Below are 12,989 nucleotides of genomic sequence, written 5' to 3'. Positions count from 1 at the left end.
GGACCGAAGGTCGATCCGCCCCGATCGCCTCTACGCCGGCGGCAGCAATCCTGTCGTCGCCACGCCCTTGAACCATCCGTACGACGTCTTGGGCGTCCGCACCCCGGTCGCGCGGTCCATGGCCACCAGGCCGAACTTCGATGTGTAGCCGATGTCCCATTCCCAGTTGTCGATCAGGGTCCAGGTGAAATAGCCGCCGACCTGCGACCCGGCCTCCATGGCGCTCTTCACCGCCTCCAGGTGGCGGCGGAGGTACTGACAGCGGAAGCCGTCGTCGATCACCGCCGGACCATCGCCGAACGCGTCCGAGCAGCCGTTCTCGGTGATCAGCACCGGCGGATTGCCATAGTCGCGGCGCACCATCTCCAGCACCTCGGCCAGGCCTGACGGATCGATCTGCCGGCCGAAGGCGTCCAGCTCGGCGCCCCTCGGCGGCGACCCGACCGCGATGTGGCTGGGACTGGCCATGTCCAGCTTCACATAGGCGGGGGCATAGTAGTTGACCCCCAGAAAGTCGATCGGCTGGCGGATAAGCTTCAGGTCCCCGTCGCGGACGTGGCCCTCGAGGAACTCGTCCATCAGCGCCGGGTAGGTCCCCTTCAGCAGCGGATCTAGCCAGGCTCGGTTCCACAGGGCGTCCAGGCCGTCGGCGGCGGGGCGATTCCAGAACGCCAGCGGCCCGCCCGACGCGCGGCACGGCTGTAGCGCCTGGGTCGTGCCGATCCGCAGGTCGCCGCCCCCGGCGCGCAGGGCCTGGATCGCCAGGCCTTGACCCAGGTTCATGTGGTGGGTGGTCGGCCCCAGCAAAGCGATGTCCTTCAGCCCCGGCGCCTGCTCGCCCAGCACATGACCGAACACCGCGTGCACGGCCGGCTCGTTCAGGGTGATGACATGCTTGAGCCGGTCGCCCAGCCGTCCGGCCACGGCCGCGGCGTATTCGGCGAAGCTCTTGGCGGTGTCGCGCGCGCTCCAGCCGCCTTTGTCCTGCAGGGCCTGGGGCAGGTCCCAGTGGAACAGGGTGGCGTAGGGCGTGACCCCCTTGGCGAGGCAAGCGTCGACCAGGCGCTCGTAATGGTCCAGGCCCGCGGCGTTGACCGTCCCCGCCCCGGTGGGCAGCACCCGCGACCAGGCGATCGAGAACCTGAAGGCCTTCAGGCCCGCCCCGGCGATCAGGTCGACGTCCTCGGCGTAACGCCGATAGCTGTCGGTCGCGACGTCGGCGTTCGAGCCGTCCTTGATCCGGCCCGGCTGCTTTTCGAAGGTGTCCCAGATGCTCGGTCCGCGGCCATCGACGGCGGGCGAGCCCTCGGTCTGGAAGGCCGCCGTCGCCACGCCCCAGACGAAGTCCTTAGGGAACTGACGCGATCGGATCGTCGCCTCCGTCGGTCCGACGCGGTCGCAGCCGCCCAGGCCCAGACTGGCCATGCCCCCCGCCGCGAGCGCGCCCAGCGCCCTCCGGCTGATGCCGTTGTCCACCTTCGCCCCCTGCCCCACCGGAGGTCGAGCGCCTCCGTGCAAGGTCAGGATGAACGCAAAGCGCGAGCTTTGGCTAGGGGGCTCGGCGCATCCGGCCTTCCGCCCCCCAGCGAATGCCGGGACCTAGATGGACTAGCTGTGAGGCCGACGCCGCGAGCGCGGAGCTCTTCCGATCAGCCATGCCGTCAAGGGACCCGGGTCCCGGCATTCGCCGGGATGAGCAGGATTTGAGGGAGCTCAGGTTGTCCGCTTGCCCTTCACGTAAGCGTCGATCACGCCCTCCAACTGGGTCAGCGGGACGTTGCCGCCCATCACCACCGCATCGTCGAAGGTGCGCAGGTCGAAGCGCGGCCCCAGCGCGGCCTGGGCCTTGCTCCGCAAGCGCACGATCTCGCTGTGGCCGACCTTGTAGCCGCAGGCCTGGCCCGGCCAGGCGCAGTAGCGGTCGACCTCGCCCTGCACTTCCTGGCGGGTCGAGCCGTTGGTGGTCACGAACCAGTCGATCGCCTGGTCGCGGGTCCAGCGCTTGGCGTGAATGCCGGTGTCGACCACCAGGCGGCAGGCGCGGAAGGCGATGGACTGCAGGTAGCCCAGCTGGCCCAGCGGATCGCCGTCATAGACGCCCAGCTCGTCGGCCAGTTGTTCCGCGTAGAGGGCCCAGCCCTCCGAATAGGCGTTGAAGGCCAGCAGCGAGCGGACCAGCGGCAGCTTGTAGGTGTACTCGCCCTGCCAGATGTGGCCGGGCAGGCCCTCGTGATAGGTCAGGGTCGGCAGGCCGTAGCGCGGCCACATGCCCGTGTCGCGCAGGTTGATGTAGTAGTTGCCGGGAACCGTGCCGTCGATCGAGCCCGCCGCCGCATAGCCGCCGGGCGCGCCGTCCTGGATCTCGACCGGCACGCGCTTGATGACCAGGTTGCCTGGAACCATCGTGGCGAAGGCGCGTGGCAGGCGGGTGCGGATGTCGGCCACCCGGCCGTTCAGATAGGCCAGGATCTGGGCCCGGCCCTCGTCGGTGTTGGGGAACAGGTTCTTGGGGTCCTCGCCCAGGGCCTTCATCCGTGCGCCGACGCTGCCCTGGGTCAGGCCCTGGGCCTTCAGCAGGGTGTCCATGCGCGCGAACAGCGCCTTCAGCTGCTCTTTGCCCATCTGGTGGACCTCGTCGGGTGTCAGGCGGCTGGTGGTGCCGGCCCGCAGCGCCCAGGCGTAATAGGCGCCGCCGTCCGGCAGCTTCCACGCCCCCGCGTCGGCGGTCGCCTTGGCGCGATGGGCGGCCAGTTCGGCGATCTGGCGGTCCATGGCCGGGGCGATCTTGCCCTCTACGATGGCGGCGGCGCGGCGCGCGTGGTCGCCCGGGACGTCCTTGGCCTTGCGGGCCAGCGAGGTGACCAAGCCCCAATCGGCGACGGGCTGGGCGCGGGCGCCCTTCTGTTGCTTCAGGGTCTTGTCCAGCAAGAAGTCGGGGGCGACCACACCCAATGCGCCGTCATGCCTCAGGCGCGCCGTCTCACCGTCCAACTGGACGGCGTAGAGCTCCAGACGGTGGAGGTAGGACTCGACGTCGGCGGCGTTGGCCACGGCGTGCTGGCTGTCGAGAAAGTCGGGCGTCTCGACGAACGCCCCGGTGTTCTGGGCCACCACATAGGGCGCGTTGCGATAGGACCACTGCGAAGACAGGCCGATGGCGTCGCCATAGGGGAAATCGAACCCCTCGACGGCCAGTTCGTGGGCGGTCTGGACGACGCCGAGGTCGAGGGCGGCCGCCGGGCTCAGCCCCTTGCGGTCGACCGCCTTCATCCGGGCGACGCGGGCCCTGGCGGCGGCGGCCAGCGTGCCCCGGCCCGCCAGCGAACGGTCGGTCAGGCTGGACTTCAGGGCCGCGCGCCTGTCCTTGTCCAGCCCCAGGGCCGAAGCGTTCTCCGGATATTCCCGCATCAGATCCTCGGCGACCCGGGCCAGCAGGGCCTCGGCGGCGGCGTCACCGGGGGCGGCGGCGGCCAGGGCTGGGCCGCCCGCCGCAGCGGCGGCCGCACCGAGCGCTAGAACATCACGTCGATTGAGCTGACTCACGCTGGATCTCCCCGAGGTGGGAAGAGTCCTAGCGCGGTTTCCCTCTCCCGCAAGGGGAGAGGGATCGATGCGTCTAGGCCGCCAACTTCAGGATCTCGCCCTGAACCGCCTCCAGCGATTTGCCGCGGGCTTCTTCGCCCAGGGCCACGCCCTCGGCGCGGATGAAACGCAGGTCGGTGACGCCCAGGAAGCCGAACAGACCCTTCAGATAGGTCTCCTGATGGTCGAGGCCGGCGGTCGGGGCGCCCTCGCCGTAATAACCGCCACGCGACGAGGCGAAGCGCGGCGGGTAATTGTTCACCGCGACCCGACAGACCAGGGCTATCGATCGGTTCGGTCGTTCGAGGCCGACATGGAGCTGGCGGCGTTGCTGGCGCCGGAACTGGCGATGAGGCTGACCAGCTTGCTGGACTAGGCTGGTCGAGCCTCAAGGCCGCCCCGGACAGGGCAAGCCCAGGCGCCCGACCAAACCTCGGCGCACCGACTTCACGCCTTGCGGACACCCGCCCCCCGCGTGGGCTTCGTCCTGATCTGAACCGCGCCGGCCTCCGAGTTTCGGATTTCGAAAAGGCCGACCTTGGTCACGAGGTCGCTCAGCTTGGCCTGACCATAGGTTCGCGGATCGAAATCGGGCGCGAGGATCGCAAGTTGCTGGCCGACCCGGCCCAAGGGCGTCCAGCCGCCCCCCTCGTCCACATCCAACTGGGCCAGGGCCGTTCGGATCAGGGGGACCGCCGCGGTCGGCGACTGACGCGCCGAGACGAGCGTGGTGGACGCGTGGTCGGGCGATACCGGCGCCAGAGTTTCGGGCAGCAGGTTCTCGGTATAGACGAACCGGCTGCAGGCCTGCCGGAAGCTCTCCGGGGTCTTGCGTTCCCCAAAGCCGTAGACGTCGACGCCCTGCTCGCGAATGCGAGCCGCCAACCTGGTGAAGTCGCTGTCTGACGACACCAGGCAGAACCCGTCGAAGCGGGCCCCGTGCAGCAGGTCCATGGCGTCGATCACCAGGGCGATGTCCGAGGCGTTCTTGCCCGGCGTATGGGCGAAGTTCTGGTAGGGCATGATCGCGTGGACGGACAGCAGGTCCGTCCATCCCTTCAGGCGCGGGCTCGAGAAGTCGCCATAGATCCGTCGGAGGCTGGCTTCCCCGATCTTGGCGATTTCCTGGAACAGCCCCGGCGCGATGCGGGGAGACGCGTTGTCCGCGTCGATGAGCACGGCAAGGCGAGGAGCGCGCTGGTCAGCCATGGCGCCGACGTTACCTCAAAGTGAGGCATAGGACACCCGGAGGTCGCGTGGCGTCGCTCGCGCGGCGCCCGCGGCCAGCGTTAGCGTTTTATGGCCCTAAGCCGCCTCCCCCCGCGCCCGCGCCCGCGCCGCCGGATCGTAGTTGAGGATCGGCGACAGCCATTTCTCGGCCAGGGCCACGTCCCAGCCCTTGCGGCGGGCATAGTCCTCGACCTGGTCGAGATCGACCTTGCCGACCCCGAAATAGTGGCTCTGCGGATGACTGAAATAGAAGCCTGAGACCGCCGCGCCGGGGCTCATGGCGTAGCTCTCGGTCAGGATCATGCCGGTGGCCGCCTCGGCGTCCAGCAGCTTGAACAGCGTGCCCTTTTCGGTGTGGTCGGGCTGGGCCGGATAGCCGGGGGCCGGGCGGATGCCCTGGTACTTCTCGGCGATCATCACGTCGACGTCACGCGACTCGTCCGGCGCATAGCCCCATAGTTCGACGCGGGCCTTGTAGTGCAGCCACTCGGCAAAGGCCTCGGCCAGGCGGTCGGCCAGGGCCGAGGCCATGATGGCGCTATAGTCGTCGCCGGCGTCCTTGAAGCGCTTGACGATCTCGTCCTCGCCATGGCCGGCGGTGACGGCGAAGCCCCCCATGTAGTCTGGCCCTTGGCCGACCGGCGCGACGAAGTCGGCCAGGGCCAGGTTGGCCTTGCCCTCGGACTTGTCCATCTGCTGGCGCAGCGTGAACAGGCGGGCCAGCTCGGTCGAGCGGCTCTCGTCCGTGTAGAGGACGATGTCGTCGCCGTCGGCCTGGGCGGGCCAGAAGCCGACCACGCCCTTGGCCTCGAACCACGTCTCGGCCACCACCTTGTCGAGCATGGCGCGAGCGTCGCGATAGAGATCCGTCGCCGCCTCGCCGACCACGTCGTCTTCCAGGATCTGCGGGAAACGGCCGATCAGCTCCCAGCTGGCGAAGAACGGCGACCAGTCAATGAACGGGACCAGTTCGGCCAGCGAGGGCTCGAACGTGCGCGCGCCGATGAAGGCCGGCTTGGGCGGCGTGTAGCCGTTCCAGTCGATGGCGAACTTGCGCTTGCGCGCGTCGGCGATCTTGGTGCGCGCCTTGACCGTCTGGCCGCGGGCGTACTGCTCGCGGATGCGGACATATTCAGCCCGGGTCTCGGCCTGCAGCCGGTCGCGTTCGCTGGCCGACAGCAGGCCCGAGACCACGCCCACCGCCCGGCTGGCGTCCAGCACATAGGTGGTCGAGCCGCTGCGATAGGCCGGCTCGATCTTGACCGCCGTGTGGGTGCGGCTGGTGGTGGCCCCGCCGATCAGCAGCGGCATGGTGAAGCCCTGCCGCTCCATCTCCGAGGCCACGAACACCATCTCGTCCAGCGACGGGGTGATCAGGCCCGACAGGCCGATCATGTCGACGTTGTGCTTGCGCGCTTCGTCGAGGATGCGGTCGGCGGGCACCATCACGCCCAGGTCGATGACCTCGTAGTTGTTACATTGCAGCACGACGCCGACGATGTTCTTGCCGATGTCGTGGACGTCGCCCTTGACGGTGGCCATCAGGATCCGGCCGGCCTGCTCGCGCGGCTTGCCGGCCTTCTCGGCTTCCATGAACGGCTCCAGCCAAGCCACGGCCTGCTTCATGACGCGGGCCGACTTGACCACCTGCGGCAGGAACATCTTGCCCGAGCCGAACAGGTCGCCGACCACGTTCATGCCGTCCATCAGGTGGCCTTCGATCACGTGCAGCGGCCGCTCGACCGACAGGCGGGCTTCCTCGGTGTCCTGGTCGATATAGTCGGTGATGCCGTTGACCAGGGCGTGGGTGATGCGCTCGTTCACCGTGCCCTTGCGCCATTCCAGGTTGGCGGTCTGGACCTGGCTCTTGTCGCCCTTGTAGCGCGGGGCCATGTCGACCAGACGCTCGGTGTTGGAGACGTTGGTGCGCTGCGGACGGTTGAGGATCACGTCCTCGACGGCCTCGCGCAGTTCAGGATCCAGGGTATCGTAGACGGGCAGGTCGCCGGCGTTGACGATGCCCATGTCCATGCCCGCCTCGATGGCATGGTACAGGAACACCGAGTGGATGGCCCGGCGCACGGGCTCGTTGCCGCGGAAGCTGAACGACACGTTCGACACCCCGCCCGAGATGCGGGCGTAGGGGCAGCGCTTCTTGATCTCGCGCGTGCCCTCGATGAAGTCGACGGCGTAGTTGTCGTGCTCCTCGATCCCCGTCGCCACGGCGAAGATGTTGGGATCGAAGATGATATCTTCCGGCGGGAAGCCCACCTTGTCGACCAGGATGCCGTAGGCCTTCTCGCAGATCTCGGTCTTGCGCGCGGCGGTGTCGGCCTGGCCGACCTCGTCGAAGGCCATGACCACCACGGCCGCGCCGTAGCGCAGGCACAGCCTGGCCTGCTCGATGAACTTTTCTTCGCCTTCCTTCATCGAGATCGAGTTGACGATCGCCTTGCCCTGCACGCACTTCAGGCCGGCCTCGATCACCTCCCACTTGGAGCTGTCGATCATCACCGGCACGCGGGCGATGTCGGGCTCGGCCGCCATCAGGTTCAGGAAGGTGACCATGGCCTGCTTGGAGTCCAGCAGGCCCTCATCCATGTTCACGTCGATGACCTGGGCGCCCGCCTCGACCTGCTGGCGCGCCACCGACAGGGCGGCGGCATAGTCGCCCTCGACGATCAGCTTCTTGAACTTGGCCGATCCGGTGACGTTGGTGCGCTCACCGATGTTGACGAACACGGGTCTCATTGGGATGCGCTCAAGGTCGTTTGCAGGGCGGCGATCTGGGTGAGCCATGCGTCGTGGTCATCGCCCTCCTGCCAGAGTTCGTCGAGTTCGGAGGCTGGAGCCACAACGCGCGCCAAGGCCGATCGGGCCAGGGCGACCGCGCCTTGCGGCGGCGCGCCGAGGGCGGCCTTCAGGTCACGTCGGTCATCGGGCAGGATCGCGACGTCGCCGACCGCCGCCGCGACGATGGCGGCGGCGGCCACCGCCATCTGCCCCTCTGGAGCTTCCAGATAGCCGGCGCTCTTCGTGACATGGTCGAGCATCTGGATGACCGTGCGCCAGTCGGGCGCCTCGGCCAGATCATCGATGAAGTCGCTGGCGTCGTCGTTGTCGAACGCCCCCTCATTCCACGTTCCCATCCTAGACCCCCTCGGCCGTGGCCCGCGCGACCGCCAGGGCGATCTGGCCGTCCAGGAAGTCCCGGAACGTGATCCCTTGGGCTTTCAGCGACTTGGGATATAGCGACGCCGCCGTCATGCCCGGCAGGGTGTTGATCTCCAGGAAGATCGGGCCGTTCGGCGTGACGATGAAGTCGCTGCGCGAATAGCCGCCCGCGCCCACCGTCTTGTGGGCCTTCAGGGCCGCCTCCTGCATGGCGGCGTTGACCTCGGGGGCGAAGGTGGCCGGGCAGATCTCCTCCGTCGTCTTGGCCAGGTACTTGCCGATATAGTCGAACGCGCCGTCGGCCGGTCGGATCTCGACCGGCGGCAGGGCGAAGACCTGGCCGTCCTGCTCCAGCACCCCGCAGGTGGCCTCGGCGCCGGCCACGAACGGCTCGATCACATAGGCCTCGCGGGCGGCCGCCGCCTTCAGGGTCTCCAGGTCGGCGGCTTCGTTGACGAAGATCAGGCCGTAGCTGGAACCGTCGGCCACCGGCTTGGCGACCAGCTTGCCGTACTTCGCCAAAGCGGCTTCCGCGTCGGCCAGGGCGACCGTCGACGGCGCCACGACGCCGGCCTTGGCCACAGCGGCCTTGGTGGCGATCTTGTCGAAGGCCAGGCGGCTGGACTTGCTGTCCGACCCCGTGAAGGCCACGCCCCGCGCCTCGCACAGGGCCGCCAGGTCGCCGTTCTCGGCCGCACCGCCGTGCATGCCCAGGACCAGCACGCGGTCCTCGGCCCTGGCCTTGTCGAGCGCAGCCTCAATCCCGCCGATCGGCGCGCCCTCGGTCGGCAGGTCGATCTCGAACGGCCGCTCATGGGCCTGCAGCGCCGTGTCGCTGGCCACATAGACCTGGTCGTCGGGCGCCCAGAACCACAGGTCGGCGTCCGGCAGGGCCTTGGCCAGAGCCTTGGCGCTGGCCACCGAGACCAGGCGTTCGCGGCTCATGCCGCCGAAGAGGATCGTCGTGCGCATCGTGAAAGGTCTCAAGCCAGCTCGAACGGTTCCAGGCCCGCCAGGCGCATGGCCTTGGGGCGCTCGGGGATGGCGCGGGGCGTCAGGCCGCGCACCTCGTCGGCCACATGCCGGATGTGGTCGGGGGTGGTGCCGCAGCAGCCGCCCAGGATGTTGACGATGCCGTCCTTGGCCCACTCATGCAGCTGGTGGCCGGTCTGATGCGGTTCTTCGTCATACTCGCCCATGGCGTTGGGCAGGCCGGCGTTGGGATAGGCGGCGACCAGGGTGTCGGCGATGCGGGCCATCTCGGCGATGTGCGGGCGCATCAGGTCCGCCCCCAGGGCGCAGTTGAAGCCCACCGCGAACGGCTTGCAGTGCTTGATCGAGTTCCAGAACGCCTCGGCCGTCTGGCCCGACAGGGTGCGGCCCGAGCGGTCGGTGATCGTACCGCTGATCCAGATCGGCAGCTCTTCGTGGCCCTCGTCGCGCAGGTCCATGATCGCTTTGATCGCGGCCTTGCAGTTGAGGGTGTCGGTGATGGTCTCGATCAGGAACAGGTCGACGCCCCCGTCATAGAGCGCCGCCAACTGCTCGCGATAGGCCTGGTAGACCTGGTCGAAGGTCACCTTGCGCGCGCCCGGATCGTTCACGTCCGACGACATCGACAGCATGACGTTCAGCGGCCCGATCGAGCCGGCGATGAACTTGGGGCCGGCGGGGTTTTCCGCGTTCCAGCGATCGGCCACCGACCGGCCGATCCGCGCGCCCTCGAAATTGATGTCGCGCACCGTGGCGGCGTCCAGCCCGTAGTCGGCCTGGGCGATGGTGGTGCCGGAAAAAGTGTTGGTCTCGGAGATGTCGGCGCCGGCGGCGAAATAGGCGTCGTGCAGCTCCGCCACCAGATCCGGCCGCGTCAGGCACAGGATGTCGTTGTTGCCCTTCATCTGGCCGTCGTAGTCGGCGAAGCGCTGGGCGCGGTAATCGGCCTCGGACAACTTCTTCTTCTGGAACATCACCCCCCACGAGCCGTCGAGGATCAGGATGCGTTCCTTGGCGGCGGCCTTCAGGGCCGCGATGCGGCCAGTTCGGGTGGTAAGATCGGTCATGGTCGGCTCCTGCCGGGTCTTTCCAGCGCTTCGCGAGGAAACGAAAACTCTATTTTGCTCGCCGAGCCCAATGTCGGGCGAAGGTCACGGCCTGCGTGCGTTCTGCTGCCGGGCAAGCTCCTTGTCGAACGCCTCCTCCGAAGTCGCCGCATAGCGCGCCAGTTCGGTCGGGTCGATGAAGGCGTTGACGTCTCCGGCCAGCATCTTCCTGCGCTTGTCCAGCAGATGGCCCTGTTCCTCGTGGGCGGGCAGCATCACGTCGGTGGGGAGCGCCTTCAGCGTGGCGAAGGTGGCGCGGTAGTCGGCGACGATGGTCCTGTAGGTCTTGTTGTCCACCAGCACGTTGCCGGCCACCGAGGCCGAACAGGGGAAGGTGACGTTCAGCGGCCGCCCCCGGTCGACCACCTGGGTGGTCCAGGTGGTGCAGCCGATCGTGTGGCCCGGCGTCAGGTGGGCGACCAGGGTGGTCTCGCCCAGCTTCAGCTTCTGGCCGTCGCCAAACCCCTTGTCGACCTTGACCGGCGCGAACGGCGTCAGCCCGTTGTCGTTGTCGCCGAAGTGCTGGCCCTTCTTCAGGGCCGGCTCGTCCGGCCGCGAGGCCCAGACCTTGGCGCCGGTGTCGGCCTTCAACTGGGCCAGCCCGCCGGCGTGGTCGTAGTGGGCGTGGGTGTTGATCAGGACCTTCACATCCGAGAGCTTGAAGCCGAGCGCCTGGATGTTGGCCTCGATCAGCTTGGCGCCCGCCGGCGAGGCCCCGCTGTCGAGCAGCACGTGGCCTTCCGACGACGAGATCAGCCAAGCCGACAGCCCTTCGGAGCCGACATAGTAGATGTTGCCGACCACCCGGTAGGGCCGGATCGGCTTGGACCAGTTGGCCGGATCGGCGGCGAACGTCGTGGTTCCCGGCGCGAAAGCCGCCAGGGCGACGATCGCCAGGAGGATTGGGGCCGCCCGTTTCATGCCGCCGCCTCCGCCGAGACGGGGGACGGCGCCGGCGCGATCTCGCGCACGCCCACCACGCGGCAGATGGCGTAGACGAGGTCGGCCCGGTTAAGGGTGTAGAAGTGGAAGTCGGAGAAACCCTGCTCCTGCAGCTTGGCGCACATCTCCGAGGCCACCGAGCAGGCGATCAGCCGGCGGGTGTCGGCGTCCTCGTCTAGGCCATCGAACAGATTGGCCAGCCAGGCCGGCACCGCCGTCTGGCAAGCGGCCGACATCTTGACCAGACCCTTGAAATTGGTCACCGGCATGATGCCCGGCACGATCGGGATGGTGATCCCGGCCGCCCGCACCTTATCGACGAACCGCAGGAAGGCGTCGGTATCGAAGAAGAACTGGCTGATGGCCAGGGTGGCCCCGGCGTCGACCTTGGCCTTCAGCACCTCGATGTCATGCTCGATCGAGGGGCTTTCGGGATGCTTCTCCGGATAGACCCCGACCAGCACATTGAACGGCGCGACCGCTCTCAGGGCCGAGGTCAGCTCGGTGGCGTTCCTGTAGCCGTCCTCGCGGGGCACGTAGACGCCGCCGATGCCGCCTTCGCCGGGCGGCGGGTCGCCGCGCAGCGACACCACGTGGCGCACGCCAGTCTCCCAGTATTCGCGGATCACCTCGTCGACCTCGGCGCGGCTGGCGCCGACGCAGGTCAGGTGGGCGGCCGGCTTCAGGTTGGTCTCGTCCAGGATGCGCTTGACCGTGCGGTGGGTGCGTTCGCGCGTCGAGCCGCCGGCCCCGTAGGTCACCGAGACGAAGGCGGGGTCCAGCGGGGCCAGGCGCTTGATCGCCGCCCACAGGTTCTCTTCCATCTGTTCGGTCTTGGGCGGGAAGAACTCGAACGACACGCGCGGCCGGTCGGTGCGCTCGCCGGCGCGGGCAACCGGGCCCAGGACGCGACGAAGAGGAGGAACGGTCATGCGGCGCTTCTTTCGGCAGTCTTAGCGGCGTTTTGAACGGCGGTCGGGTCGTGGGGGCGGCGCGCCGTCCAGATCTTGACGGTGAGGCCTTCGTCGGACGCCGGCGGCAGGGCGATGCTGGCGTCAAGGACCAGGCCGGCCGTCTCGATCCAGGCGATGATCTCGGCGTCGGCGAAGCCCAGGCGCCGGTGCTGGTGGCTCTCGCGCAGGAACTCGTGATCGTGAGGCGCGAAGTCGGCGATCAGCAGCAGGCCGCCTCCCGCCACCAGACGCGCGGCCTCGGCCACGGCGGCGGCGGGATCGCCCAGATAGTGCAGCACCTGGTGCACGGTCACCAGGTCGGCGCAGCCGCCCGGCAGGCCGGTGGCGAAGATGTCGCCGTGGCGCAGCTCGCACTGGACCAGCCCCGCCTTGGCCACCTCATCGCGAGCGATGTTGAGCATCTGCTGCGACAGGTCCAAGCCCAGGGCCGCGCCCGCCCGACGACCAAAGAGCGTCAGCATGCGGCCCGCGCCGGCGCCCAGGTCGACCATCTCGTCGAAAGGCCCCTCGCCCGCCGCCTGCAGGATAGCGGCCTCGACTTCGGCCTCGTCGACATAGAGCGAGCGGATCTCGTTCCAGCGCGCGGCGTTGCGGGCGAAATAGGCCTGGGCGCCAGCCGTCCGCTCGGCGCGCACCAAGGCCAGTCGCTCGGCGTCGCTCCGGGCGACGGGATCCTGGGAGTCGATAAGGTCCAGGGCGTGCTCGATCACGGCCCGCCCCGCCGACTTCAGCGCCAGACGGTAGAACACCCACGCGCCGTCCGGAAACCGCTCGACCAGCCCGGCTTCGGCCAGCAGCTTCAGGTGCCGCGAGACCCGAGGCTGGCTCTGGTCCAGGATCCGGCACAGCTCCAGCACCGAAAGCTCTTCGGTCGCCAGCAAGGCCAGCACGCGCAGGCGGGTCGACTCGCCCGCCGCGCGCAGCAGATCCACCACCTGTTCGGACGATACCTTCATAGAGACATAAAGATATCTTTATGTCCGATTTG

The 12,989-nt window shown here is 68.4% G+C and carries 11 protein-coding genes; all 11 read right to left on the bottom strand.

Annotated elements, in window-relative coordinates; genetic code table 11:
- Nucleotides 1–30 precede the first annotated feature (30 nt).
- The 11 genes from G3M57_RS06915 to G3M57_RS06865 all read right to left on the bottom strand — a co-directional run bounded on the left by G3M57_RS06915 (nucleotide 31) and on the right by G3M57_RS06865 (nucleotide 12,957).
- Nucleotides 31–1,425: a GH1 family beta-glucosidase gene (locus G3M57_RS06915; RefSeq protein ID WP_163233671.1), complete on the bottom strand. Its 1,395-nt coding sequence runs from the start codon at nucleotides 1,423–1,425 to the stop codon at nucleotides 31–33.
- 288 nt (nucleotides 1,426–1,713) lie between these two features.
- A complete protein-coding gene (locus G3M57_RS06910) occupies nucleotides 1,714–3,543 on the bottom strand; it encodes a DUF885 domain-containing protein (RefSeq protein ID WP_163229625.1) in 1,830 nt (609 codons plus the stop codon).
- A gap of 73 nt (nucleotides 3,544–3,616) precedes the next feature.
- A complete protein-coding gene (locus tag G3M57_RS06905; protein WP_230983906.1) occupies nucleotides 3,617–3,844 on the bottom strand; it encodes an NAD(P)H-dependent oxidoreductase in 228 nt (75 codons plus the stop codon).
- 185 nt (nucleotides 3,845–4,029) lie between these two features.
- Entirely contained in the window at nucleotides 4,030–4,791 is a 762-nt protein-coding gene (locus G3M57_RS06900; RefSeq protein WP_163229623.1) for an NYN domain-containing protein, read from the bottom strand.
- Between the two features lie 96 nt (nucleotides 4,792–4,887).
- Entirely contained in the window at nucleotides 4,888–7,563 is a 2,676-nt protein-coding gene (gene metH, locus G3M57_RS06895) for a methionine synthase (RefSeq protein WP_163229621.1), read from the bottom strand.
- Entirely contained in the window at nucleotides 7,560–7,961 is a 402-nt protein-coding gene (locus G3M57_RS06890) for a DUF4259 domain-containing protein (RefSeq protein ID WP_056761932.1), read from the bottom strand. The genes metH and G3M57_RS06890 overlap by 4 nt, the downstream gene beginning before the upstream one ends.
- 1 nt (nucleotide 7,962) lies before the next feature.
- Nucleotides 7,963–8,958: a D-alanine--D-alanine ligase family protein gene (locus tag G3M57_RS06885; protein ID WP_163229619.1), complete on the bottom strand. Its 996-nt coding sequence runs from the start codon at nucleotides 8,956–8,958 to the stop codon at nucleotides 7,963–7,965.
- 11 nt (nucleotides 8,959–8,969) lie between these two features.
- Entirely contained in the window at nucleotides 8,970–10,046 is a 1,077-nt protein-coding gene (locus tag G3M57_RS06880) for a homocysteine S-methyltransferase family protein (RefSeq protein ID WP_163229617.1), read from the bottom strand.
- A gap of 84 nt (nucleotides 10,047–10,130) precedes the next feature.
- The gene (gene blaCAU / locus G3M57_RS06875) at nucleotides 10,131–11,006 is read right to left on the bottom strand and encodes a CAU/MBL1b family subclass B3 metallo-beta-lactamase (protein WP_163229616.1); all 876 of its coding nucleotides are present in this window, start codon (nucleotides 11,004–11,006) and stop codon (nucleotides 10,131–10,133) included.
- Nucleotides 11,003–11,959 (bottom strand): methylenetetrahydrofolate reductase [NAD(P)H], encoded by a 957-nt coding sequence (gene metF / locus G3M57_RS06870; protein WP_163229614.1) that lies wholly within the window; start codon nucleotides 11,957–11,959, stop codon nucleotides 11,003–11,005. The genes blaCAU and metF overlap by 4 nt, the downstream gene beginning before the upstream one ends.
- Nucleotides 11,956–12,957, bottom strand: coding sequence for an ArsR/SmtB family transcription factor (locus tag G3M57_RS06865; protein ID WP_056761942.1), 1,002 nt, complete (start codon nucleotides 12,955–12,957; stop codon nucleotides 11,956–11,958). Before G3M57_RS06865 ends, metF begins: the two co-directional genes overlap by 4 nt.
- Nucleotides 12,958–12,989: the final 32 nt, after the last annotated feature.

Source organism: Caulobacter rhizosphaerae, assembly GCF_010977555.1.
Lineage (GTDB): Bacteria > Pseudomonadota > Alphaproteobacteria > Caulobacterales > Caulobacteraceae > Caulobacter > Caulobacter rhizosphaerae.
Note: the sequence above shows the minus strand (reverse complement) of the source record. Positions and strands in the feature narration are given on the sequence as shown.

Excerpts from the sequence above, each read along its gene's own strand:
- G3M57_RS06915 (WP_163233671.1), bottom strand. The coding sequence starts at position 1,425 with ATGGCCAGTCTGGGCCTGGGCGGCTGCGACCGCGTCGGACCGACGGAG.
- G3M57_RS06900 (WP_163229623.1), bottom strand. The coding sequence starts at position 4,791 with ATGGCTGACCAGCGCGCTCCTCGCCTTGCCGTGCTCATCGACGCGGAC.
- metH (WP_163229621.1), bottom strand. The coding sequence starts at position 7,563 with ATGAGACCCGTGTTCGTCAACATCGGTGAGCGCACCAACGTCACCGGA.
- G3M57_RS06890 (WP_056761932.1), bottom strand. The coding sequence starts at position 7,961 with ATGGGAACGTGGAATGAGGGGGCGTTCGACAACGACGACGCCAGCGAC.
- G3M57_RS06885 (WP_163229619.1), bottom strand. The coding sequence starts at position 8,958 with ATGCGCACGACGATCCTCTTCGGCGGCATGAGCCGCGAACGCCTGGTC.
- G3M57_RS06880 (WP_163229617.1), bottom strand. The coding sequence starts at position 10,046 with ATGACCGATCTTACCACCCGAACTGGCCGCATCGCGGCCCTGAAGGCC.
- blaCAU (WP_163229616.1), bottom strand. The coding sequence starts at position 11,006 with ATGAAACGGGCGGCCCCAATCCTCCTGGCGATCGTCGCCCTGGCGGCT.
- metF (WP_163229614.1), bottom strand. The coding sequence starts at position 11,959 with ATGACCGTTCCTCCTCTTCGTCGCGTCCTGGGCCCGGTTGCCCGCGCC.
- G3M57_RS06865 (WP_056761942.1), bottom strand. The coding sequence starts at position 12,957 with ATGAAGGTATCGTCCGAACAGGTGGTGGATCTGCTGCGCGCGGCGGGC.